Here is a 22,858-nt window from a genome sequence, read left to right on the forward strand (position 1 = left end):
CCGAGATCACGTCGAGAGCAGGTCCCGCTCCTCGGCTATGCGCACGGCCTCCTGCCGTGAGGCGACACCCAGCTTCGCGAGCACGGCGGCGACGTGACTGTCGACCGTGCGCACCGAGAGCACGAGCCGGTCGGCGATCTCAGCGTTCGTGAGCCCGTCGGCGAGCAGCCGCAGCACGTCGAGCTGCCGATCGGTGAGCCCGTCGGGGTTGCCGCGGGTGAGGCTCGTCGGCCCGCGGGGGATGCTGCGGACACCCCGCTCTCGGAGGTCGGCCCTGACCTTCCGGGCGAGCGGAACCGCACCGATGCGATCGAGGATCGCGAGCGCCTCGACGAGGTCGGCGGGGTCGGGGCTCTCCGCCAGCGCCGCCGCCTCGTGGTACGGCGCGCCTGCCGCGTGCCACGCCTCCGCGGCCGCGCGCCAGTCGCCGCGGGCCTGGATCGAGAACGGGTGCGGGTCGTCGGGCGGCACCGCGAGGTCGTCACCCGCCCGGCGCAGGAGGTACGCGAGCTCGGCACGGAGCGCCGGCGCGCGTCGGCGATCGGCCTCGTCGAACTCGGGCCGCGCGATCGCGAGCGCCGCGACGGCGTCACCGCGGAGCAGCGCGGCCTCCGCCCTGGCCGCCGCCACCGGACCCATGCGCTGCAGCTCGCCAAGCTCGGCCGCGAGTCGGTTCGCCTCGTCGAGCAGAGCGTCGGCACCCTCGTCGCCTCGCCGCAGGCGCACCGTGCCCGCGACGGTCAGCGCGACGCAGCGGGCGTGCGGCATCCCCGGCGGCGGTTCGACGAGCGCGAGCGCCTCGTCCCACCGGGCCCGGGCCAACTCGAGCCTCGCCTGCTCCATGCGCTGGTACGTCGCGAATCCGATGAACTCCGAACGTTCGGTGAGTTCCATCGCACGCGAGAGGTGCTGATCGGCGACCTCGAGGCGGTACTGGTCGAGCAGCGCCCACACGAGGTTCACGAACGCACGGGCGGCATCCTCGATGTCGTCGACCCCGAGTGCCGCCTCCGCCGCCTCGAGGAGCTCGCCGATGCCGTCGTCGTCGCCGAGGAACATCAGCCCGGTGCCGTGGTTGTTGAGGGCGTGCGACAGCACCCGGTGGTCACCGGTCTCGCGCGAGATCGCGATCGCCCGCGCGGCGAGGTCGAGCGCGCGCTCGGTGTCGTGCGCGAGCAGTGCGAGCTGCGCCTCGTTGCTGAGCGCCATCGCGTAGAGGCCCTCGTCGCCCGCGTCCGCGAGCACGGCCGAGGCCTCGCGCGCTGCGGCCTCGGCGTCGCTGCGGTGACCGTCGAACCAGTCGAAGCGCGAGAGCCAGCGCAGGCTCGCGCCCAGTCTGCGCGCGTCGCCGAGCTCGCGCCGGAGGGCGACGGCGCGGACCTGCGCCGACACGGCGGCACTCGCCGCTCCGATCGTGTACGACTCGATCGCGAACTCCTCGAAGAGGTCGGCGAGCTCGGCCGTCTCGTACCGGTCGGCGTGCGCGAGCGCGGCCGCGTAGTGCGCCGCCGACTGGCGGTGGGCTCCCGACGTCGCGGCATCCCGTGCCGCTGCCGGCGCCCACGCGACGACGGCATCGACGTCACCCGCGCCGAGCGCGTGGTGCACGAGACGCGCAGGATCGGAGATGCCCGCGTCGAGCAGCGCGGCGAGCACCGCCCGCTCGAGTTCGATGCGGCGCGAAGCGGGCAGGGCGTCGACCACCGCACGCCGGGTCAGTTCATGGCGGAACCGCACGCCCTCGGGACTCACGTCGAGGAGCCCGCCCTCCTCGGCCGCCCGCAGCGCCCCCGCTGAGCCGGGCACGAGCCGCGCGAGCAATTCGGGATCGACGGCCGACGGCACCACGGCGAGCTGCTCGACATGGTCCTGCGTGGAGGACTCGAGCCGCCGCAGTCGTCCGGTGATCGCGTCGACGACGGTCTGCGGCACGCCCGACTCCCCCGCCGAGGACTCCCCCGCCGAGGCGACGAGCTCGCTGACGAAGTACGGGTTTCCGGCGGTCGTCGCGAATACGCGACCGGCGTCGAGGCCGCTGCCCGCGGTGAGCGCGTCGACCGCGGTCGGCGTGAGCCGCCGCGGTGCGATTCGGATGACCCGGTCGCCGTGGCCGAGGTCGCCCAGCAGCCGCCCGAGCGGGTGGTCGCGGTCGAGCTCGTCGCGGTAGGTCACGACGAGCGCGGCGGGCAGCTCGTCGATGCGACGCGCGAGGAAGCGGACGGCGTCGAGCGTCGCCTCGTCGGCCCAGTGGGCGTCTTCGATGACGAGCACCGTGCCCGAGGCATCCGCGAGCTCATCACGCAGGGTCGCGAACACGTCTTCGCGATCGCCGGACCGCAGCGCCGCACCGAGGCTCGGCCCGACCGACCGAGCCAGGTCGCGAAGCGGCCCCAACGGCCGAGGCGTCGACATCGCGTCGCACGCGCCGACGAGCACGCGCACGCCATCGGGCGGGGCAGCCCGCAGCGCGTTCACGAGGCTCGACTTGCCGATGCCCGCCTCGCCGTGCAGCAGCACCACCCGGCCACGGCCCATCGCCGCGTCGCTCGCCGCGACGCGCAACTCGTCGAGCTCACGATCGCGCTCGAGCAGCCCGCTGCCCATGCAGCGATCGTCCTCGCAGCCGCCCCGCGCCGCAACCGGGTCCGCCCTGAACCGTCACGCCGCGAGTCGCCGAAACGCGCTGCTCATCGCGCGACGAAGAGCATTTTTCGGCGACTCACGAGGAGACGATGCGGGGCTCAGAGCCCCGAGTACGCGTGGAGTCCCTTGAAGAAGAGGTTGACGATCGTGAAGTTGAAGAGCACCGTCGAGAAGCCGATGATCGCGAGCCAGGCCGACCGCGAACCGCGCCAGCCGCGCGTCGCACGCGCGTGGATGTAGCCGGCGTAGACCACCCAGATGATGAAGGTCCACACCTCCTTGGTGTCCCAGCCCCAGTAGCGGCCCCACGCGCGTTCGGCCCAGATCGCGCCGGCCATGAGCGTGAACGTCCAGAGGATGAAGCCGATGATCGTCACGCGGTAGGCGAGCGACTCGAGCGTCACCGAGTCGGGCAGCGTCGCGAGGAAGCTCTTCTTGACCGCCTTGGCACTCGCCGCGAGCGCTTCGCGCCGCGACTGCATGAGCTGCACGACCGAGAGCGCGAAGCTCAGCGCGAAGAAGCCCACCGACGTCGTCGCCACGAACACGTGGATGACGAGCCAGTAGTCCTGCAGGGCCGGCGGCAGCGGCACGACCGACACGTAGAAGTTCGTCGACGCGAGCCCGAGCAGCACGAGCACGAGCCCGGTGACGAACGTGCCGAGGAACCGCAGGTCGTGCTTCGCGAAGAGCAGCACCGTGAGGAACACGGTCGTGATCAGCAGCGTGCCCGTGAGCGCGAACTCGTACATGTTGGCCCACGGCACGCGCTCGGCCGCGATGCCGCGGAGCACCGCGGCGGTGAGGTGCAGCAGCCACGCCACGACGGTCATCGCGACCGCGACGCGCAGCGCCGGCGAACGACCGTAGTCGACGGTGGCGCCGTCGTCGACCGCGCTCTTCCAGCGCGAACGACGGGGCGCGGGCGCGGTGATCGAACCGGATGCCGCGACCTGGGCGGCGGCATCCGCCTTCGCCGCGGCGGCGGCCTGCAGCACGCCGACCCGCTCGCGTGCCTCGCCCGTCGAGGCGTCGGCGTCGGCCGTGCTCTCGGCCGAGGCATCCTGTACCGCATCGGCGGCGGCCGCGGCCGCGGCACCCCGCTTCGCCAGGTCGATCGAGTAGGCGATGAAGGCGATCGCGTACACGGCCATCGCCGAGTAGACGCAGAGGACCGAGATTTCGTCGAGGGTGGGCACGTGACTACCTTACGTCGTGGGTTTCGCGGTGTCGTCTGGGGATTCGGCGGCGACGACGGGGTCATCGACGTCGGGCGCCGGCCCGGCGAGGCGGTCGGCGAACGCGGCGACCGCCTGCTCGAGGTTCGGGTCCTCGCCGCGGGCGAGTCCGGCGAACTCGAGCACGCTCGTGCCGTCGCGGCGCGTGGTGACCTTCACCCACATGCGGCGGCGCGGGATGAACAGCGAGAGCAGCAGCCCCGCGAGGATCAGGATCGAGAAGACCAGCACCCAGCCCTGCGTGGGGTCGTGGTGGATGTCGAACGACGCGAACCGCTTCACCGACTCGTTGAAGGGGCGCTCGTCGGTCGGCACCGCATCGGTGCGGTCGGGTGCGACCTCGGTCGCCGGCGCCGCGTCGGTGCTGTCGTCGACGAACTCGACGGTGCCGCGGCCGCCGGGGAGTTCGGTGACCTGCCCGGGCATGAGCTCGATCGAGGCGACGTCGGTGTTGCGGCCGTTGAGCTGCGTCATGTCCGACGGGTCGAGCGTGTACACCGAGGTCGGCTTGCCGGCGTCGATGCCGAGGTCGCCCTCGTACACCGTGAGCGAGAGCACCGGGTAGACGAGGTCGGGGTAGGTCGAGGCCGACGCCCCGCTGTCCATCGTGCTCTGGGTCGGGTAGAACAGGCCGATCATGCCGAGCTGCTCGTCGAGCCCGTCGGTGACCTTGACGACGCCGATCGAGAAGAGGTTCGCGTCCTGCGGCAGGAACGGCACCGCGTCGTCGAACACGACCTCGCCCTGGGGGTCGCGTACAACGATGTGGGGCGCGTAGCCGTTGCCGAGCAGGTACACGTCGGTGCCGTGCGTGCGCAGCGGCTCGTTCACCTTGACGGCGCCGTCTTCGGCCGTGCCGTCGCGGTCGGTCACGGTGACGTGCGCGGTGAAGTCGATCGGTTGGCCGATCGCGTCCTGGTTCTGCGTCTCGTACACGGCGTCGAGGTCGCCGAGCGACAGCTTGTACGGGTCGAGCTCGCTGTCGCTGAAGAACCGGCCCGGGTTGAACGAGTCGAACGCCGCGAGCGTGTTGACGAACGACTGCCCCTCGACGACGACGCGCTGGCCGGCGAACCCGAACCCGCCGCCGACGCCGACCGCGACGAGCACGCCGAGCATCGCCGTGTGGAACACGAGGTTGCCGGTCTCGCGCAGGTACCCGCGCTCGGCTGACACGCTCGGGGCGCCGCGCAGCTCGTAGGGCTCGACCCGGTACCCCTGCTGTTTGAGCAGCTTGGATGCCTCGGCCACCGCGGTCGCGGCATCCACCCCCTCGGGCAATGCCCGCTCGGTGTAGCCCGCGAGGCGGTTCAGCCGGGCCGGGGTGCGCGGCGGTCGAGCACGAAGCGCCTCGAAGTGGTGCTTCGTACGCGGGATGATGCAGCCGACGAGCGACACGAACAGCAGCAGGTACACCGCCGAGAACCACGCCGACGTGTAGACGTCGAACATCTGGAACTTGTCGAGCACCGGCGCGAGGTCGGGATTGTCGGTGAAGTACTGGGTGACGCCGTTCGGGTCGCTCGAGCGCTGCGGCACGAGCGATCCGGGCACCGCGGCGATCGCGAGGAGCAGCAGCAGCAGGATCGCCGTGCGCATGCTCGTGAGCTGGCGCCAGCCGAAGCGCAGCCAGCCGACGAAGCCGAGCTTCGGCTGCGCGACGCCGTCGCCGCCCGGGCCGCCGGAGCCGCCGGCTCCACCGGTTCCGCCCGGGGATGCCGCGGGCTCGGGTTCGGGCGAGTCGTAGTGATCGGCGGGGCGCAGCGGGTCGACGCCGTGCGTGTCGTGGGCCGGCCGGGCGCCCTTCCGATCAGAGGACGAGGTCGATGCCACTCATCACTCCCTGCAGGTCGCTCATCCAGGCGGTCCAGAGGCCCGACACCATGATCAGTCCGATCACGATGAGCAGGCCGCCGCCGATGAGGTTGATCGTGCGGATGTGCCGGCGCAGGAACGCCAGCGACCCCGTCACCCAGCCGAACCCGAAGGCGACGAGGAGGAAGGGGATGCCGAGGCCGATGCAGTACGCGAGACCGAGCACGGCGCCGCGACCGACCGACTCGCTGTTGAGGCTCAGCGTGAGCACAGCGGCGAGCGCGGGGCCGATGCACGGGGTCCAGCCGAGGCCGAACACGACGCCGAGCAGCGGCGCGCCGGCGAGCCCGGTCGCCGGGCGCCAGCTCGGCTTGAACTGGCGCTGCATGAACGTGAACTGGCCGACGAAGACGAGCCCCATGCCGATGAGCACGACGCCGAGCACGCGCGTGATCGGGTCCTGCCAGGCGCGAAGCCACGCGCCCGCGGCGCCCGCGAGCGCCGTGTAGACGAGGAACACGACCGTGAAGCCGGCGATGAAGAGCAGCACGCCCAGCAGCAGTCGGCGGCGGTTGCGTCGCTCGGTCTCGGCATCGGCCGAGGCATCCGTGAACCCGCCGATGTAGCCGAGGTACCCCGGAACCAGCGGGAGCACGCAGGGCGAGAGGAAGGAGATGATGCCGGCGGCGAGTGCGATCGGCACCGCGATGAGGAGTTGGCCGCTGTAGACGAGCTCGCCGGGCCCCATCAGACGGCCCGCCTGCGGGGCGCCGCGACGAGACAGCGCGAATTCTTGGCCGGCCCCACGTCAGTTCTCCTCGAGCAGGCTGTCGACGAGCCCGCGGAGGATGGAGGCGTCCTCGAGCTGGCCGAGCACGCGGGCGGCGACGCGGCCCTGCTTGTCGAGCACGATCGTCGTCGGCACCGCAGCCGGCGGCACGTCGCCCGCGAACGCGAGCTGCGCGTCGCCGTCGTCGACGTCGAGGATCGAGGGGTAGTCGACGCCGTACGTCTTCTCGAAGGCGTTCGCATTGCCGGCCTGGTCGCGCACGTTGACGCCGACGAACGAGACGCCGTCTTCGCCCTCGCCATAGTGCTCGTAGACCTCTTCGAGGATCGGCGCCTCGACGCGGCACGGGGCGCAGCCCGCGTACCAGAAGTTCACCACGGTCACGTCGCCGACGGTGTCGGCCGAGTCGAACGCGTCGCCGTCGGCGGTCTCGCCCGCGAACTCGACGGGCTCGCCGCGCGAGCCCTCGTCGAACTCGGAGATGCTGCCGTCACCGGCGATGTAGTTCTTGCCGCTGCCCTCGCGGAACTGCTCGGCGAGCGGGTCGCTCGTGCACCCCGTCAGCAGCAGCGCAGTCACCGCGGCGAGCGCCGCAACCCCGACTGCCGGTCGAGTAGCGCCGCGCGCAGCGCGACGCGTATCGAGACCACGTGCACCGACACGCATCACACCGCACCCACATCCGTCGCCTGCGCGGCGAGTCCCGCCGCGGGATCCGTGTACCCGACCTCGACGAAGCGACGCCCGGCGGCACTGCCGGCTGCGCCCTGCATCTCGAGGGTCGTGATGCTCGACAGCGCGCAGCGTCGTCGCCGCGGGTCGTGCGAGAGTCGTTCGTCGGCGAGGTGGCGGTGCACCATCCAGATCGGCAGCTGGTGACTGACGATGACGACGTCGCCACCGTCGACCGCGCTCCAGGCATCCTCGATCGCCGCCATCATGCGGGCCGCGATCGACCGGAACGGCTCGCCCCAGCTGGGCTCCCACGGGTTCACGAGCAGGCCCCAGTTGCGGATGTCGCGGAGCGCGCCGCCCTGGCCGCGCATGCGCTTGCCCTCGAAGCGGTTCTCGGGTTCGATCACGCGTTCGTCGAGCGTCGGCTCGAGCCCGAACGCCGCGGCGATCGGCTCGCCCGACTGCTGCGTGCGCTGCAGCGGCGAGGTGATCAGGGCCGAGACGGGGCGCCCGCGCGAAACGAGATCGTCGGCCGCGGCTTTCGCCATGAGGCGGCCGAGGTCGCTGAGCCCGTAACCGGGAAGACGGCCGTAGAGCACGCCCTGCGGGTTGAACACCTCGCCATGGCGCACGAGATGGATCTGCTCGGCCGGCACGGCTCCCAGTCTAGAGAGCCGGATCCTTTGAATCCGCCGAGTATCCGCGGGTGCTCAGCGGGCTGACGAGCGAGCGCAGCCGGCGGTCTCGAAACCCACTCCACTGCGGTCAGATCAATTCGCGATCCGGATCGATGTCCTCGAGCCCGACAGCCACGAGCTCGAGATTGAAGGCCTCAGCCTGTTGCTGCATCAGCGAAATGATCTCGTAGAACGCGGACAATCGTCCAAGCGCGAATTGTCGGTCAGTCTCCTCAGCGGTTCGCGCAACGCGCTTCGCCTCCAGGCCGGCCTGCTTCACGAGGTCTCCGAGGTCCTGAAGGTAGAGGGAGGACGCGTCGTCAGTCACGTCCCGTCGGCCAGCCCCTCGAGCAACTGCAGCGACGGCACGAAGAACGTCGTGCCCGTCGTCGCGGTCGAGACGTCGAGGAGCTTGTCGTGAAGGCCGGGTGGGTCGCCGAGGAACATCCGCTGCAGCATCCGCTCGATCACCCACAGGCGACGGGTGTACCCGATGAAGTAGGTGCCGTACACGCCGGACGCGGGGCTGCCGAACGGCATGTTGTCGCGCAGGATGGCGAACTCGTTGCCGTCGTCGTCGGTGATCGTCGCGAGCGTCTTGTGCGCGCGCTGCGGCTCGGTGTCGTCGAGCTCGACGTCGTCGGCCTTGCGGCGACCCATGACCGCCTCCTGCTCTTCGGTCGTCATCGAGTTCCACGTCGCCAGGTCGTGCACGTACTTCTGCACGACGACGTAGGAGCCGCCGGCGAACGCCGAGTCCTCCTCGCCGATGAGGGTCGCGTCGGCCATGCCGCGGCCGGTCGGGTTCGCGGTGCCGTCGACGAAGCCGAGCAGGTCGCGGGCGTCGAAGTACCGGAACCCGTTGACCTCGTCGACCACTCGCACCGAGTCGCCGAGCTGCTCGAGCAGCAGCCGCTCGAACTCGAAGCAGAAGTCGGGGCGCTCGGCGCGGATGTGGAACAGCAGGTCGCCCGGTGTCGACCGGGCCGCGTGCGACGGGCCGTCGATTCGGGCGAACGGATGCAGCTCCGCCGGCCGCTCGCTGCGGCCGAGGCGATCCCAGGCGGCGGATCCGATGCCGACGATGCACGAGAGGTTCGCCCCGAGGTCGCGGAACCCGACCGACTTCACGAGGTCGTCGATTCCGGCGACGACCTCGAGCGCGGTGCGGAGCTGTTCGGGGCTGGGCCCGATCGTCACGACGAGGAACACCGCGGAGCGCGACAGCGGTGCGTCGACCTGCTGCGCGTCGAAAGGCACCCGGCGTCCTGCTGCGTCCATCGTCGTGCTCCCCTCGGGTCGGGCGTGCCCTGCCGCCACCCTATGGCTCGGCGGAGTCTTGCGCACTTACAGGATGAGCCGCCCACCACCCCCGTATGTCGAGGTGCCGGGTCGTTGGTCCTGTAAGTCTGGAAGTCTGTGGGTCGTAGACGGGGGTTTCGATACGCGTCGACTTCGTCGGCGCTACTCAACCAGCGGGTTGGGGTCTCGATACGCTCCTTCGTCGCCACTCGACCACCGGAGTCGATCGGAGCTCGACCACCGCAACGGGAGGCGCGACAAACCCGCAGGTAGGATGGTCGATCGTGAACAACCGCACCCTCGTCAAGAACCTCGCCGCGCTCCCCGACGGCCCCGTCACCGTGTCCGGATGGGTCGAGACGGTTCGCGATCAGAAGAAGGTGCAGTTCGTCATCCTGCGCGATGAGACCGGCGCGGTGCAGCTCGTGAACCCCGCCACGCGTGAGCTCGACGAGAGCCAGCAGGGTGACGCCGAGGCATCCGCCCGCCTGGCCACCACCGAGGCGATCTCGGCGCTCGCGCACGGCTCGTTCATCACCGTGACGGGCGACCTCAAGCACGACGAGCGCGTCAAGCTCGGCGGCATCGAGGTGAAGATCGCGACGCTCGACGTCGTCGCGGCCGCGAACCCCGAGACGCCGATCGCGGCCGACTCGAGCCTCGACAAGCGCATGGACTGGCGCTTCCTCGACCTGCGTCACCCGAAGCAGAACCTCATCTTCCGCATCCAGACGACGTTCCTGCACGCGCTGCGCGGCGTCTGGGTCGAGAAGGGCCTCATCGAGATCCAGACCCCGAAGCTCATGGCGTCGGCCTCCGAGTCGCGCGCCGAGCTGTTCGAGGTCGACTACTTCGAGGGCAAGGCGTACCTCGCGCAGAGCCCGCAGTTCTTCAAGCAGATGGCCCAGGCTGCCGGCTTCGGCGGCGTGTTCGAGGTCGGCCCCGCGTTCCGCGCCGACCCGTCGTTCACCTCGCGCCACGCGACCGAGTTCACCTCGATCGACACCGAGATCAGCTGGATCGACTCGCACGAGGACGTCATGGCCCTCCACGAGGAGCTCATGGTCGCCGGCTTCCAGGCCGTCGTCGACAAGCACGGCGCCGAGATCAAGGAGCTCTTCGACCTCGAGATCCAGGTGCCGTCGCGGCCGTTCCCGCGCATCCCGCTCGCCGAGGCGAAGCAGATCGTCGCCGACCGCGGCTACGTCATCCCCCGCGCCGACGACGACATGGACCCCGAGGGCGAACGCCAGATCTCGGCGTACGTCAAGGAGACGTACGGGCACGACTTCGTGTTCCTGACCGACTACGCGTCGAGCATCCGGCCGTTCTACCACATGCGTCACGAGGGCGACCCGAGCCTGACGAACTCGTACGACCTCATCTACAACGGCGTCGAGATCTCGACGGGCGCGCAGCGCGAGCACCGCATCGACGTGCTGATCGAGCAGGCGCGCGACAAGGGCATGGACCCCGAGGAGCTCGAGTTCTACCTCGACTTCTTCCGCTACGGCGTGCCGCCGCACGGCGGGTTCGGCATGGGCCTCGCCCGCGTGCTCATGCTGATGCTCGACGAGCACTCGATCCGCGAGACGACGTACCTCTTCCGCGGCCCGACGCGCCTGCTGCCCTAGGCACGGCGCCGCGCTGAGCCGCTACCCATGTCCGACGTCGATGCCGCGCAACGATCGCTGCCACGGCTGCGGCCGCTGCGGGTCGCGACGGTCGCGATGTACGTCGCCGTCGGGGCGCAGCTCGTGCTGCCGCTGCTGCTCGTCGTCTACCTCTTGGGCTCGCTGCTCCTGACCGGCGGCCGGGTGCTGCCCGAGGCATCCGAGAAATGGGATGCGCTGCTGCCGGCGCCCTTGTTCACGGTGCCCGGCTGGCTCGTCGTCGCCCTCGCCGTCGTCTCTGCCGCGGCCACCGTGCTGCTCGTCGCGACCCGACGGGCGTGGTCGGATGCCGCGGCCATGGGCGTCGTGAACACGGCCGCGGCGAGCGCGATCTCGAGCTGGTTCTTCATCGCGCTGTTCGGCGGGCCATGGCTGCCGATCGCGCTCTTCGGCGGCAGCGCCGTGCTCGCCTTCGTGAGCGAACTGCTCGGTGCTCGGCGCCGGACGCGACTGCGCGAGGCGGGACTGCTGCCAGGCGGCATCCACACCACGCTGGGACGTGGCGAGGATGGCCTCGGCCCGGCGACGTATCGCGTCGAGCTGCCGTTCGGCTGGCGCGATACGCGATTCGAGGAGGAGCGCGCGACGCCGAGTCTCGTCGGGCCGTTCCAGCGACTGCTGCGGCGGCTCGGCGGTCGGTCGGGGGAAGGTGGGCTCGAGGCCTCGGACCCGCACGAGGCGAATGCCGCCGGCACCGTCTCCGAGGTCGACCTGATCGGGTTCCTGCCCCCGACGACCACCCCCGAGACCGCGCCGATCACGATCGCGTTGTCACGCATCACGAGCCGGGCCGGTGCGCCGTTCGAGGTCATGGTCGCATCCTTGGCCGGTTCGCCCGCGCGTGAACTGCGAGCGCGGCATGCCCGCCTATTCCGATGGCAGCGCGAACTCGAGCCCGGAACCGAGGGCTCGCCACTCGAGATCGGGTACGCCTTCCCGGCGACGGGCCGCCGGGCCGACGACGGGCGACCCGAGGGCCTGCTCTTCCGGGTGCTCCTGCGGCGCGAGCACTCGTCACTCGACGTGACGGCCGACCTCCTCGAGGAACTCGCCGACTCGATCATGGACACGTTCGCCTGGCGCTGACGAACGGCGGGGCCCGGCGGCCCGCCGGCGGTGGCCCGGCAAGCCCCTAGGCTCGAAGCATGGTCGATCTCACGCCGCTGGTTCGCATCGAGGGCGGCACGTTCCGCATGGGCTCGAACGAGTTCTACGCCGACGAGACCCCGGTGCACGAGCGCGAGGTCGCGTCGTTCGAGCTCGAGCAGCACCCCGTGACGACCGAGCAGTTCGCCGCGTTCGTCGAGGCGACCGGGTACGTGACGGTCGCCGAGCGTCCGCTCGACCCGGCCGACTTCCCCGGTGCCGACCCAGCCGACCTCGTGCCGGGCGGCCTCGTGTTCACGCCCACGTCCGGTCCCGTCGACCTGCGCGACTGGCGCCAGTGGTGGCGGTGGGGTGCGGGCGCGAGCTGGCGGCATCCCTTCGGTGCCGACGACTTCGACGCGCTCGCGGAGCGGCCGACGCACCCGGTGGTGCAGGTCAGCTTCGAGGATGCCTCGGCCTATGCCGAGTGGGCGGGCCGACGCCTGCCGACCGAGCCCGAGCTCGAGTACGCCCACCGAGGCGGCCTCGACGGGGCACGGTTCGCCTGGGGTGACGACGAGACGCCCGACGGCCAGGTGATGGTCAACCGCTGGCTCGGGCACTTCCCCTACGAGACCTCGGTCGGGTGGGCCGGTACGTCACCCGTGAAGACCTTCGCTCCCAACGGATACGACCTGTACGACGTCGCCGGCAACGTCTGGGAGTGGACGACCGACTTCTACACCGCGCGCCACGAGGTGCCCGGCCAGCAGCCCGTCGATGCCGGCGCCCGGCAGAACCTGCTCGCCGCCGCGTCGGCCGAACCGGGCTCACGCATCCCGCGGCGCGTGCTCAAGGGCGGGTCGCACCTGTGCTCGCCCGAGTACTGCCTGCGCTATCGCCCCGCCGCGCGCTCACCGCAGGCGGACGACACGGCGACGACGCACATCGGGTTCCGCTGCGCCCGCACGATCGGCTGACATCGCGCCTCCGGCTCGACCGCCCACGGCGGACCGCCCGGCGAGCGCCGACCACCTCGATCGGTGCCCCGAAGTCCACGGGTTGCGCCCCTGAGCGGGTTGCGCTCATGAGCAATGCCAGTTCCGCCTCATCGTGAGGCGGAGCTGGCATTGGTCGAACGAGAACCCCGGGCATCCGAGCTCGGCAGCGACGGCGACGGCGCCTCATCGACGCACCTCAGGCGCAAGCCGCCTCGAGCGTCGGGTACACCCGGCCCGCCGCCTCGAGCGCCGGGAACCAGTCGCCCCGCCGCGCGGATGCCGCGCCCTCAGGGGCGACGGCCGCGAGACGCAGCTCGACGCCCTGCGACGCGAGTTCGCGATCGAGGTCGGCGAGCATGTCGAGCACCGTGACCGACGTCACCTCGAGGCGAGTGAGCTCGAGGGCGACGGCCCGCACCGCTGGAGCGACCGGCGCGTCAGACGCGACCGGCACGTCGGGCGCGACCTGCGCATCGGGCGCGACCTGCGCATCGGGCGCGACCGGCGCATCGGGCGCGACCGGCGTCGCCGCCGCATCGTCCTTCGACGCCGGGGATGCCTCGGCAGCGGCATCCCCGGCCACCGGCGCGGCGACCGCCGCGAGCACCCGGTTCTCGTACGCGAGCGAGTTCGCGGTGAAGAGCGGCCCCAGCAGTCGCACCGGCAGCACCCCGTTCACGGGCGACCCGATATCGATGCGCACCCGCCCCAGTTCGCGGAAGATGACGACGAACGTCGCGACGAGCCCGACGAGCACGGCGTAGAGCAGTCCCGCGGTGAGGCCGACGATCGCGGTCGCGGTCGCGATCCAGAAGTCGTTGCGGCTCGTGCGCCAGAGCAGCACGATCGCGGTCACGTCGATGAGTCCGATCACCGCGACGAAGACGAGCGATGCGAGCGTCGCCTGCGGCATCATGCTGAGCACCGGCCCGAGGAACAGCGCGACGAGCACGGCGAGCCCGACCGTCGTCAGCGATGCGAGCTGCGACCGCGCCCCGGCGCCCTGGTTGACGGCGCTCTGGGAGAACCCGCCCGCCGACGGCAGCGTCTGGAAGAACGAGCCGACCGTGTTCGCCGCGGCGGTCGCCAGGAGCTCGCGGTTGCTGTCGATCTGCGGTTCGCCGGGCTTGCGGATACCGCGCGCAACCGCCGTCGACTCGAGGAACGCCATGACCGCGATCGCGATCGCCCCGGGCAGCATGCCCTCGACGTGCGCGAACGACGGCAGCTCGAACGGCGGCAGGCCCTGCGGCACCGGCGCGATGAGCTTGACGCCGAGCTGCTCCAGGTCGGTGAGCCAGATCGCGATGATGCCGGCCGCGACCACGATGAGCGGCCCAGGCACGCCCTTGGCGAAGCGCTTGATGAGCAGCAGCGCGGCGATCGACGCGATCGACAGGAGGATCGTCGGCACGTTCGCCCCCGGCAGCGCCTCGATCGCTGCCAGGATCGCGCGGAAGAACCCGTGCCCCGACCACTCAGACCCCTCGCCGAGCAGCTTCGGCAACTGCCCCACGGCGACCGTCGCGCCGACACCGACCTGCACGCCGATGATCGTCGGCTTCGCGATGTACTCCACCACCGAGCCCGCCCGCACGAGCCGCGCGACGAGCAGGATGACCCCGACGATGAGGGTCAGCGCCATGAGGTCGGGCACCGGGTCCTTGCTGTCGGCCGCGACCCCGCCGGCGACGAGCGTCGTCGCCGTGAGCGTCGCGATCGTCGACGTGGTCGACACGCTCATCGCCCGCGATCCGCCGATCATCGCGTACACGAGCATCGGCACCATACACGTGTAGAGCCCGATCTGCACGGGCATGTTCGCGATGGTCGAGTACGCCATCGCCTGCGGCACGACGACAGCACCCGCCGACAGTCCGGCGAGCACGTCGCGGCCGATCAGCGACGGCCGGTAACCCTCGAGCGTCGGGAAGAGGAACCGTGTGCGACGGGCGGCGGCGGTCTGCGGCATCCGGGTCAGTTCTCCGGGTGGATGCGCGACCAGTCGCGCTTCACGCTCACGACCGTGTAACCCCGATCGGATGCTGCGGCCAACGCCTGCTCGGCTCCCTTGTCGTACGGGGTGTCGCGCCCCTGGTCGTCGTCGTGGTGGATGAGCAGGGCGAGTCCGCCGCCCTTGCGCGCGAAGTCGAGCATCGGCTGGTCGCCGTTCGAGTTGCCGCCCGCGATGAGCGGCCGGCGGCCGATGCGGCTCCAGATGCGCACGGGCTTCTCGGGGCCGTCATCGAAGAAGTCGAGGCCCGCGGTGTAACGCACGTCGCCCGAGTCGGCGTCGTACGCGAGCCCGAGGGCGGAGCCGACGACCCGCTCGGGCGGGATGCCGTAGTACTGCTCGGTCATCGGCCGCATGAAGTCCCGCTCGCCGCCCGAGACGATGTAGACGGTGAACCCGTTCGCCTCGAGGTACCGCAGCAGCTCGATCATCGGCGAGTAGACCGCGTCGGCGTACGGGGTGCCGAGGGTGAGGTGCTTCGCCGTCTCGTAGAACTCCGACACCGACGCGGCGTAGTCCTCGACGCTCATGCCGGCGGTGACGCCGACGAGCGAGCCGATGAGCACCTTGAGGTCGCTGTCGTCGCCCGCGTAGTGCTTGTCGATCGCGCCGCCGAGCCAGGCGAAGTCACCCGTGACGGCGGCCTTGTACGGCTGCTTGTCGGCGAGCGACGGGTCGGCGGTCGCCTGCGCCCGCCACTGCTCGACGATGTAGTGCAGCTGCGTCGGCATGGGCTTCTCGGTCCAGAGCGTGCCGTCGTTGTCGAACACGGCGACGCGCTCGGCCTCGGGCACGGCGTCGGGGCCCGTGGTCACCTGCTCGACGAAGGCGACGATCGCGTCACGCGTCGGGCCCTCGGCCCAGGACGGCAGGGAGTTCGGCACGGGGTCTCCTCTCGAGACGGGGAACGGGGGTGCGAGGCATCCGCACCCCCGTTCCGCCATTGTGGCAGCGGGTCGGTCAGTCGCGGGCGTACGCCGCCGCGAGGTGCGCCTCGAGGTCGACGTAGGCGTCGTCGGCGATGTCGAAGACGACCTTCGCGATCTCACCCCCCGTGAAGTCGAACCCGTAGCCGTAGAGCGACGACACCGGGTCGGCGCTGTCGCGCCCGATCGTGAGGCCCTCGCCGCAGAGCGAGAAGTGGCCGAGCACGGTGCGGATGGGCTTCTCGTCGACCTGCTGGTCGTCGATGTACAGCCGCGCCGGCCCCTTCGGCTCGCGGTAGTCGCCGATGCCCTCCTTCACGAACTCGACGCCGATGATGTGCTTGCCCGAGGTCGGCGCGGGCGCCGACAGACGGTCTTCCGGCGGGATGCCGAGGAAGTTGTACACGTAGTGCACCTGGCCGTCCTTCACGAGGAGCGCGTGCCCACCGAACCGGGAGCCATGGGCGAAGATCACGCCCTCGGTCTCGGGAGTGAACTCGATCTCGGCCGCGACCTTGTACGACCCGCCGTGCACATTCGCCGCGCTGCGCTCGGGGATCTCGCTCGTACCCGGGTAGTAGACGAATTTCCCCGACGGCGGCGCCGGCTGGTGGAACTCCATGTGCACGAAGGTCTCGAAGTCCTTGGGGTTGCCGATGATCTGCAGGTCGTTCAACGGCAGCACGTTGTTGGCCTTCGCCTCCTCGAACCAGAGCGCCTTCAGGTCCTCGAGCTTGTCGGGGTGCGCGGCGGCGAGGTTCTTCGCCTCGGACCGGTCGACCTCGGTGTGGTAGAGCTCCCATTCGTCGTCGGCGAAGTTGCTCCGACCGCTGAGCGGACCGTGCACGGTGACGGCCTTCCAGCCGTCGTGCCAGATGCCGCGCTGGCCGAACATCTCGTAGTACTGCGTGCGCTTGTTGGTCGGTGCGTCGGGCGCGGCGTCGAACGACGGCACCATCGAGACACCCGCGAGCGGCGACTGCTCGACCCCGTTGTACGTGTCGGGGAACTCGACGCCGCACGCCTCGAGAATGGTCGGCACGATGTCGGTCGAGTGGTGGTACTGGTGCCGCACCTCGCCGCGCGCCTCGATTCCGGCAGGCCACGAGATCACGAGCGGGTCGGCGATGCCGCCCTGGTAGGTATAGCGCTTGAACATCTTGTACGGCGTCGTGAACGCCGCCGCCCACCCGGTCGGGTAGTGGTTGTACGTGTCGGGCGAGCCGAGCTTGTCGACGAGCTTGAGGTTCTCCTCGAGCGAGTCGGGATAGCCGCCGAAGATCTTGCCCTCGTTGACCGAGCCGTTCGGCGACCCCTCGCCCGAGGCGCCGTTGTCGGCGCAGTAGATGACGAGCGTGTTGTCGAGCTGACCCGACTCCTCGAGGTAGTCGATGATGCGGCCGACCTGCGCGTCGGTGTATTCGCTGAAGCCCGCGTACACCTCCGCCATGCGGCAGAACATGTTCTTCTGCTCGTCGCTCAGCGTGTCCCACGGCAGCACCTCGTCGCTCTGCGAGAAGGTGCCGTCGGGCATCGGGTTCAGGTCGGTGAGCACCGTGTCGGCGGGCAGGATGCCGCGCTCGACCATGCGCGGAAGCACCCACTCGCGATACGCCTCGTAACCGTCGTCGAACTTGCCCTTGTACTTGTCGATGTACTCCTGCGGCGCGTGGTGCGGGGCGTGGTTCGCGCCCGGGCAGAACCACAGGTACCAGGGCTTGTCGGGCTCGGTCTGCTTGACGTCGCGGATCATCTTGAGCGCCTGGTCGGCGAGGTCCTTCGACAGGTGATAGCCGTCCTCGGGCAGGTACGGCTGATCGATGTAGCGATTGTCCTCGGCGAGCGAGGGGTACCAGTTGTTGGTCTCACCGCCGATGAAGCCGTAGAACCGGTCGTAGCCCTGGGCGAGCGGCCAGTTCTTCTTCGACGCGCCCGCCGTCCACTCGTCGATCGGCACGTTGTGGTTCTTGCCGACCCAGAACGTCGACCATCCGGCGTCGCGCAGCACGTTCGCCATCGTCGCGTTCGACGGCGGGATGTGCGAGCTGTAGCCGGGAAAGCCCGTCGACGACTCCGAGATCGACGCGAACCCGTTCGAGTGGTGGTTGCGCCCAGTGAGGAACGTCGAGCGCGTCGGCGAGCACAGCGCCGTCGTGTGCCACTGCGAGTACGTCAAGCCGTTCTTCGCGAGCCGTTCCATCGTCGGCATCTCGATGCGACCGCCGTACGGCGACCAGGCGGCCATGCCGGTGTCGTCGTAGAGCACGACGAGCACGTTCGGCGCCCCTTCGCGAGGCTTCGACGGAAGGAACGCCTCCCAGTCGCCCTGCGAGTCTCGAACGTCGAGTTCGATCTTCCCCTTGAATTCACGCACCACCGCGCACTCCCCTTCTAACGAACGAGGGCAGACCCGTGCCCCCGTTCGTCACCCTAGCCACGGGCGTGAGGCGGGCGCTAGGGATTCACGGCGAACTCGACGTGACGAGCAAGGCTCAGGACTTCGCGCAGATCGCGGTCTTCAGCCGCACCGGGTCGACCCGCCAGTAGTCGTGCACCTCGCCGTCGATGAGCAGCACCGGGATCTCCTCGGCGTAGCGGTTGCGCAGCGCCTCGTCGTCGAGGATCGACAGTTCGTCGAGGGAGACGTCGCACGCGTCATCCCGCTCGAATTCGGCCATGACGGCCTGCACGACCTCGCGCGCGTCGTCGCAGAGGTGGCAGCCGGGCTTGCCGATGAGGGTGAGCTGGATGTCTCGGGCCATGCCTCGATCGTACGTCGGTGCTCGGTCGGTCGAGTAGGCGCGAAGCGCCGTATCGAGACCACCGCCCGACGCCGTGGTCTCGATACGCGCTCCGCGCTACTCGACCGACGGTCCCGCAGACAGCGAAAAGCGCCGAACCCCGAAGGGGCTCGACGCTCAGCTGCAGTCGCTCGCGCGACTACTTCTTGTTGCGACGCTGGTGGCGCGTCTTGCGAAGAAGCTTGCGGTGCTTCTTCTTCGCCATGCGCTTGCGACGCTTCTTGATGACGGAACCCATCAGAACCTCACAGAGAAAGATCGTGCCGGCCGCGCGTGCCGCAGCCGAAGGCAGAAAGCCTCGGAGTAGTCTAGCCGATTCGCAGAGCGTTCTCGTTCACCCGGTACCGTCGAGTGATGCAGAGCCCCGACCTCACCATCCGTTCGACGACCGCCGACGACTGGCAGGCGGTGCGCGCGCTGCGCCTCGAGATGCTGCGCGACTACCCGATCGCCTATGCCGAGACGCTCGAGCAGGCGCTCGACGTCGACGAGGCGGGCTGGCGCCTGCGCGGCGCGCGCGGCACCACGGCCGGGCAGACCTCGATCGTCGCGATCGACGGCACGCGATGGGTCGGGCACATGGGCGGGTACATCCCGGATGCCGCGTCGGGCCCGTTGCTCGTCGGCGTCTACGTCGCACCCGACCACCGCGGCGACGCCGCCGGCACCTCGCGTCGGCTGCTCGACGCGGTCGAGGCGTGGGCCCTCGGCTACGGTTCGACCCTCCGGCTCGAGGTGCACGAGACGAATGCGCGGGCGATCCGGTTCTACGAGAAGCTCGGCTTCACGTTCACCGGCCGGAACCGCCCCTACGAGCTCGAGCCGGGCGGCCTCGAGCTCGAGATGATCAAGCCGCTGCGCTGACGCGCCGTCCGGCCCTGCCCGCCGAGCCGCCGAGTCGCCGAGTCGCCGAAGAGTGCTGCCCGACGCGAGACGAAGCGCATGTTCTGGCGACTCGCTGGGCGCGGCGCACGCGGGCGCGGCCCGCGGTGTGGACAACGCTTCCCGCAGCAGGGCGTTCTCCGACAGACTGGCCCGATGGACCTCCTCTTCCTCGTGCTGCTCGTGCTCGCGATCGTCGGCACCGGAATCGTCTCCGGCGTGTTCTTCGCCTTCTCGGGGTTCGTCATGCAGGGTCTCGACCGGCTGCCGCCCGCCGACGCAGCGCGTGCGATGCGGGAGATCAACGTCACGGCACCGCGTCCGCCGCTCATGCTCGCGCTCTTCGGCACCGGCCTGGTGCTCGTCGCGATCGTGGTGCTCGTGTTCGCCTTCACTGGCCGGATCGCCGGCAACGGTTGGTGGATGACCGCCGCCGCGATCATCTACGTGGTCGGGGCGATCGGGGTCACCGCCGGCGCGAACGTCCCGCGCAACAACCGCCTCGCGGCAGTGTCCGAGACGGATGACGCGGCGCTGGGCGCGGCATGGCGCGAGTTCCGCCCGGGCTGGGTCGCCTGGAACCACGTGCGCTGGCTCACGTCGGCGGCGGCGTGCGTGTGCCTCGTCGTCGCACTACTCCTGCGATAGATCGCACTCGCGGGATCTCGACGCGCCTCCGGCTCCGCCGGCCCTTCTGGACCGGCGAGCGAGGCGCTACTTGCGCTTGACGGCGGCCGTGACCTGGTGCGCGGTCTCGGCGAACGCCTTGCCGATCTTCGATGCGAACGCGCGCTGCTCGTCGTTGAGCGCCTCGTCGTGCGAGTCGGCGCCGGCCAGTGTCGCCGCATCGGCCGCGGCATCCGATGCCGTGAAGGGAATGAGCCAGTCTTCGATCGTCTCGAGCGGGGCGCGGTCGAGCCGGTAGTACCGGTGCTGGCCCTCTTCGCGAACGGCCACGAGGCCCGACTCGCGCAGCACCTTCAGGTGCTTCGAGACGGTGGGCTGACTCGTGCCGAGCGCCGCGACGATCTCGGAGACGCTGATCTCGCCGCCCGACTGCGGCACCGTCGACTCGCGCTCGAGCAGCACGGCGAGGATGTCGCGTCTGGTCGCGTCCGCCACGACGTCGAAGATGTCAGCCATGCCCCAAGGGTAGTCATTCGAGGCGGGGAGTACCATGACACTCGCGCTTGGTGACGACTGACAGGGGGGTCGATGCGCGCAGAGCGAGTGAGCCGCCTCGGTGGGGTCGACCATCGCTCGTGGCTCGGACGCCTGCGCGACGGCGTCGACGCCTTCATGAAGAGCTCGCCGTCGCGCTTCGCGATCGTGGTGTTCGCCGCGCTCATCCTGCTGTTCACCCTGCTGTTCTCGCTGCCGATCGCGCGAGCGGGCGAGGGTTCGGGGGCTCCCCTCCACGATGCGCTGTTCACGGCCGTCTCGGTCATCTGCGTCACGGGCCTCGCGACCGTCGACATGGCGACGTACTGGTCGCCCTTCGGGCATGCCCTCGTGTACATCGGCGTCAACATCGGCGGTGTCGGCGTACTCACCCTGGCGACCACGCTCGGCTTCGTCATCTCGCGGCGGCTCGGGCTGCGCGCGAAGCTCATGGCAGCGAGCGACACCAACCCCTCTCGCATCCACGTGGGTCCGGTCGCCGAGCGCCAGGCCGTGCGTCTCGGCGAGGTCGGCGGGCTGCTCTTCACCGTCGCCGTCAGCGCGTTGGTCATCGAGGGCGTCATCGCGGTCGCGCTGATGCCGAGCATGCTCGCCGCGGGATACGACGCCGGCCATTCGATCTGGTACAGCCTCTACTACTCGGCCATGGCGTTCACGAACACGGGCTTCTCACCGAACCCCGGCGGGCTCCTGCCCTTCGAGCACGACTACTGGATGCAGACCATGCTCATGCTGGGCGTGTTCCTCGGAGCGCTCGGCTTCCCGGTGATCTTCGCGCTCGCCCGCGCCTGGCGCACCCCGCGCAAGTGGAGCGTGCACGTCAAGCTCACGCTCACCACGACGACGATCCTGCTCGTGGCGGGCGCCGCGATGTTCCTGCTGCTCGAGCACGCCAACCCGAAGACGTACGGCCACCTCGACGCGGGGCCGACGATCTTCCAGTCGTTCTTCATGTCGATGATGACGAGATCGGGCGGCTTCGCGACGATCGACATGCACGACCTCTACGGGTCGAGCCAGCTCGTCTCGAGCATGCTCATGTTCATCGGCGGCGGCTCCGCGTCGACCGCGGGCGGCATCAAGGTGACGACGCTCGCCGTGCTGTTCCTCGCCGCGTTCGCCGAGGCGCGAGGCAATCCCTCGATGGAGGCGTTCGGCCGCCGCATCCCCCGCGACATGCTGCGCCTGTCGGTGAGCGTCGTGCTGTGGGGTGCGACGATCGTCGCGGGGGCGTCGATCGCGATCCTGCAGATCACGAAGGCGCCGTTCGAGAACGTGCTGTTCGACGTCATCTCGGCGTTCGCGACCTGCGGCCTGTCGACCGGGCTCACCGCCGAACTCCCGCCCGAGGGCGTGTACGTCATGGCCGCGACCATGTTCATGGGCCGCGTCGGCACCGTGACCCTCGCCGCGGCGCTCGCCGCGAGCCAGCGCCGCCAGCTGTTCAAACGACCGGAAGAGAGGCCCATCGTTGGTTGACAAGATCAGGCACGACGCCCCGGTGCTCGTGATCGGCCTCGGCCGGTTCGGCGCCGCCACTGCCGGACAGCTCGACCGGCTCGGCCGCGAGGTGCTCGCGGTCGACACCGACGAGGGCCTCGTGCAGAAGTGGTCGGAGCGGGTCACCCACGCGGTGGTCGCCGACGCCAAGAACATCGACGCGCTCAAGCAGATCGGCGCCCAGGACTTCTCGATCGCCGTCTGCGCGGTCGGGTCGTCGATCGAGGCATCCGTGCTCATCACCGCGAACCTCGTCGACCTCAAGATCCCGCAGATCTGGGCGAAGGCGATCTCGGCGTCGCACGGGAAGATCCTGCAGCGCATCGGCGCGAACCACGTCATCTATCCCGAGCGCGAGGCGGGCGAGCGCACCGCGCACCTCGTGTCGGGCCGCATGCTCGACTTCATCGAATTCGACGACGACTTCGCCCTCGTGAAGATGTACCCGCCGAAACCGATCCGCGGCAAGAACCTCACCGAGTCGGGCGTGCGCTCGAAGCACCGGGTCACCGTCGTCGGCGTGAAGAGCCCCGGCAAGCCGTTCACGTACGCGACCGAGAGCACGGTCGTGTCGAACCACGACCTCATCATCGTGTCGGGCACCGAGGGCGACATCGAGCGGTTCGCGGCGCTCGAGTAGGCGGGCGCGGGAT

The 22,858-nt window shown here is 70.1% G+C and carries 21 protein-coding genes; 7 read left to right on the forward strand and 14 right to left on the reverse strand.

Going from position 1 to position 22,858, the window contains the following annotated elements; translation table 11 throughout:
• Positions 1-6: 6 nt before the first annotated feature.
• From MUN74_RS06865 to MUN74_RS06900, 8 genes are all read right to left on the reverse strand, one after another.
• On the reverse strand, positions 7-2,604 hold the full coding sequence (locus MUN74_RS06865; protein WP_244855701.1) for an ATP-binding protein: 2,598 nt from the start codon (positions 2,602-2,604) through the stop codon (positions 7-9).
• A gap of 137 nt (positions 2,605-2,741) precedes the next feature.
• Positions 2,742-3,797 (reverse strand): c-type cytochrome biogenesis protein CcsB, encoded by a 1,056-nt coding sequence (ccsB, locus tag MUN74_RS06870; protein ID WP_244856373.1) that lies wholly within the window; start codon positions 3,795-3,797, stop codon positions 2,742-2,744.
• A gap of 54 nt (positions 3,798-3,851) precedes the next feature.
• Positions 3,852-5,714, reverse strand: coding sequence for a cytochrome c biogenesis protein ResB (resB, locus tag MUN74_RS06875; protein WP_370647353.1), 1,863 nt, complete (start codon positions 5,712-5,714; stop codon positions 3,852-3,854).
• Positions 5,692-6,444 (reverse strand): cytochrome c biogenesis CcdA family protein, encoded by a 753-nt coding sequence (locus tag MUN74_RS06880; protein WP_244855702.1) that lies wholly within the window; start codon positions 6,442-6,444, stop codon positions 5,692-5,694. Before MUN74_RS06880 ends, resB begins: the two co-directional genes overlap by 23 nt.
• Positions 6,445-6,504: 60 nt before the next feature.
• A complete protein-coding gene (locus MUN74_RS06885; protein WP_370647354.1) occupies positions 6,505-7,152 on the reverse strand; it encodes a TlpA family protein disulfide reductase in 648 nt (215 codons plus the stop codon).
• Positions 7,152-7,817, reverse strand: a complete 666-nt coding sequence (locus tag MUN74_RS06890) for a histidine phosphatase family protein (RefSeq protein ID WP_244855705.1) — start codon at positions 7,815-7,817, stop codon at positions 7,152-7,154. Before MUN74_RS06890 ends, MUN74_RS06885 begins: the two co-directional genes overlap by 1 nt.
• A gap of 109 nt (positions 7,818-7,926) precedes the next feature.
• The gene (locus tag MUN74_RS06895) at positions 7,927-8,166 is read right to left on the reverse strand and encodes a hypothetical protein (protein WP_244855706.1); all 240 of its coding nucleotides are present in this window, start codon (positions 8,164-8,166) and stop codon (positions 7,927-7,929) included.
• The gene (locus MUN74_RS06900) at positions 8,163-9,119 is read right to left on the reverse strand and encodes a Dyp-type peroxidase (RefSeq protein WP_244855708.1); all 957 of its coding nucleotides are present in this window, start codon (positions 9,117-9,119) and stop codon (positions 8,163-8,165) included. The genes MUN74_RS06895 and MUN74_RS06900 overlap by 4 nt, the downstream gene beginning before the upstream one ends.
• 305 nt (positions 9,120-9,424) lie before the next feature.
• On the opposite strand from MUN74_RS06900, the gene aspS reads away from it, so the two are divergent.
• The 3 genes from aspS to MUN74_RS06915 are packed head-to-tail and all read left to right on the forward strand — an operon-like array spanning position 9,425 to position 12,879.
• Positions 9,425-10,774: an aspartate--tRNA(Asn) ligase gene (gene aspS, locus MUN74_RS06905; RefSeq protein WP_244855709.1), complete on the forward strand. Its 1,350-nt coding sequence runs from the start codon at positions 9,425-9,427 to the stop codon at positions 10,772-10,774.
• 27 nt (positions 10,775-10,801) lie between these two features.
• The gene (locus MUN74_RS06910) at positions 10,802-11,899 is read left to right on the forward strand and encodes a hypothetical protein (protein ID WP_244855710.1); all 1,098 of its coding nucleotides are present in this window, start codon (positions 10,802-10,804) and stop codon (positions 11,897-11,899) included.
• 59 nt (positions 11,900-11,958) lie between these two features.
• Complete coding sequence (locus MUN74_RS06915) at positions 11,959-12,879, forward strand: formylglycine-generating enzyme family protein (protein WP_244855711.1); 921 nt, start codon at positions 11,959-11,961, stop codon at positions 12,877-12,879.
• 217 nt (positions 12,880-13,096) lie between these two features.
• On the opposite strand, the gene MUN74_RS06920 is transcribed toward MUN74_RS06915, so the two are convergent.
• From MUN74_RS06920 to MUN74_RS06940, 5 genes are all read right to left on the reverse strand, one after another.
• Positions 13,097-14,872 (reverse strand): SulP family inorganic anion transporter, encoded by a 1,776-nt coding sequence (locus tag MUN74_RS06920; protein ID WP_244855712.1) that lies wholly within the window; start codon positions 14,870-14,872, stop codon positions 13,097-13,099.
• Positions 14,873-14,877: 5 nt separating this feature from the next.
• Positions 14,878-15,798 carry an HAD family hydrolase gene (locus tag MUN74_RS06925; RefSeq protein WP_244855713.1) on the reverse strand — a complete coding sequence of 307 codons (921 nt, stop codon included), beginning with the start codon at positions 15,796-15,798 and terminating at the stop codon, positions 14,878-14,880.
• A 76-nt stretch (positions 15,799-15,874) separates the two neighbouring features.
• Positions 15,875-18,217: an arylsulfatase gene (locus MUN74_RS06930; protein ID WP_244855714.1), complete on the reverse strand. Its 2,343-nt coding sequence runs from the start codon at positions 18,215-18,217 to the stop codon at positions 15,875-15,877.
• Positions 18,218-18,332: 115 nt separating this feature from the next.
• Complete coding sequence (locus MUN74_RS06935; protein WP_244855715.1) at positions 18,333-18,602, reverse strand: glutaredoxin family protein; 270 nt, start codon at positions 18,600-18,602, stop codon at positions 18,333-18,335.
• 178 nt (positions 18,603-18,780) lie between these two features.
• Positions 18,781-18,879 (reverse strand): 30S ribosomal protein bS22, encoded by a 99-nt coding sequence (locus MUN74_RS06940; RefSeq protein ID WP_003792170.1) that lies wholly within the window; start codon positions 18,877-18,879, stop codon positions 18,781-18,783.
• Positions 18,880-18,995: 116 nt separating this feature from the next.
• Between MUN74_RS06940 and MUN74_RS06945 the strand changes: the two genes are divergently transcribed.
• Entirely contained in the window at positions 18,996-19,505 is a 510-nt protein-coding gene (locus MUN74_RS06945; RefSeq protein WP_244855716.1) for a GNAT family N-acetyltransferase, read from the forward strand.
• Between the two features lie 174 nt (positions 19,506-19,679).
• Positions 19,680-20,171 (forward strand): anthrone oxygenase family protein, encoded by a 492-nt coding sequence (locus MUN74_RS06950; protein WP_244855717.1) that lies wholly within the window; start codon positions 19,680-19,682, stop codon positions 20,169-20,171.
• A gap of 66 nt (positions 20,172-20,237) precedes the next feature.
• Here the strand turns inward: MUN74_RS06950 and MUN74_RS06955 are convergent, their stop codons facing one another.
• Positions 20,238-20,666, reverse strand: coding sequence for an ArsR/SmtB family transcription factor (locus MUN74_RS06955; protein WP_244855718.1), 429 nt, complete (start codon positions 20,664-20,666; stop codon positions 20,238-20,240).
• Positions 20,667-20,738: 72 nt separating this feature from the next.
• On the opposite strand from MUN74_RS06955, the gene MUN74_RS06960 reads away from it, so the two are divergent.
• Both MUN74_RS06960 and MUN74_RS06965 read left to right on the forward strand, forming a co-directional pair.
• A complete protein-coding gene (locus MUN74_RS06960) occupies positions 20,739-22,184 on the forward strand; it encodes a TrkH family potassium uptake protein (RefSeq protein ID WP_370647355.1) in 1,446 nt (481 codons plus the stop codon).
• A complete protein-coding gene (locus MUN74_RS06965) occupies positions 22,177-22,845 on the forward strand; it encodes a potassium channel family protein (protein ID WP_244855719.1) in 669 nt (222 codons plus the stop codon). The genes MUN74_RS06960 and MUN74_RS06965 overlap by 8 nt, the downstream gene beginning before the upstream one ends.
• Positions 22,846-22,858: the final 13 nt, after the last annotated feature.

It is taken from the genome of Agromyces sp. H17E-10 (assembly GCF_022919715.1).
In the GTDB taxonomy this organism is placed as follows: domain Bacteria; phylum Actinomycetota; class Actinomycetes; order Actinomycetales; family Microbacteriaceae; genus Agromyces.

What these genes read in the sequence shown, in the direction of transcription:
- ccsB (WP_244856373.1), bottom strand. Translation starts at nt 3,797, where the DNA reads ATGGCCGTGTACGCGATCGCCTTCATCGCCTACTCGATCGACCTGGCG.
- MUN74_RS06910 (WP_244855710.1), top strand. Translation starts at nt 10,802, where the DNA reads ATGTCCGACGTCGATGCCGCGCAACGATCGCTGCCACGGCTGCGGCCG.
- MUN74_RS06945 (WP_244855716.1), top strand. Translation starts at nt 18,996, where the DNA reads ATGCAGAGCCCCGACCTCACCATCCGTTCGACGACCGCCGACGACTGG.
- MUN74_RS06920 (WP_244855712.1), bottom strand. Translation starts at nt 14,872, where the DNA reads ATGCCGCAGACCGCCGCCGCCCGTCGCACACGGTTCCTCTTCCCGACG.
- MUN74_RS06940 (WP_003792170.1), bottom strand. Translation starts at nt 18,879, where the DNA reads ATGGGTTCCGTCATCAAGAAGCGTCGCAAGCGCATGGCGAAGAAGAAG.
- MUN74_RS06900 (WP_244855708.1), bottom strand. Translation starts at nt 9,119, where the DNA reads ATGGACGCAGCAGGACGCCGGGTGCCTTTCGACGCGCAGCAGGTCGAC.
- MUN74_RS06950 (WP_244855717.1), top strand. Translation starts at nt 19,680, where the DNA reads ATGGACCTCCTCTTCCTCGTGCTGCTCGTGCTCGCGATCGTCGGCACC.
- MUN74_RS06960 (WP_370647355.1), top strand. Translation starts at nt 20,739, where the DNA reads ATGCGCGCAGAGCGAGTGAGCCGCCTCGGTGGGGTCGACCATCGCTCG.
- MUN74_RS06935 (WP_244855715.1), bottom strand. Translation starts at nt 18,602, where the DNA reads ATGGCCCGAGACATCCAGCTCACCCTCATCGGCAAGCCCGGCTGCCAC.
- MUN74_RS06915 (WP_244855711.1), top strand. Translation starts at nt 11,959, where the DNA reads ATGGTCGATCTCACGCCGCTGGTTCGCATCGAGGGCGGCACGTTCCGC.
- MUN74_RS06865 (WP_244855701.1), bottom strand. Translation starts at nt 2,604, where the DNA reads ATGGGCAGCGGGCTGCTCGAGCGCGATCGTGAGCTCGACGAGTTGCGC.
- MUN74_RS06880 (WP_244855702.1), bottom strand. Translation starts at nt 6,444, where the DNA reads ATGGGGCCCGGCGAGCTCGTCTACAGCGGCCAACTCCTCATCGCGGTG.
- MUN74_RS06955 (WP_244855718.1), bottom strand. Translation starts at nt 20,666, where the DNA reads ATGGCTGACATCTTCGACGTCGTGGCGGACGCGACCAGACGCGACATC.
- MUN74_RS06885 (WP_370647354.1), bottom strand. Translation starts at nt 7,152, where the DNA reads ATGCGTGTCGGTGCACGTGGTCTCGATACGCGTCGCGCTGCGCGCGGC.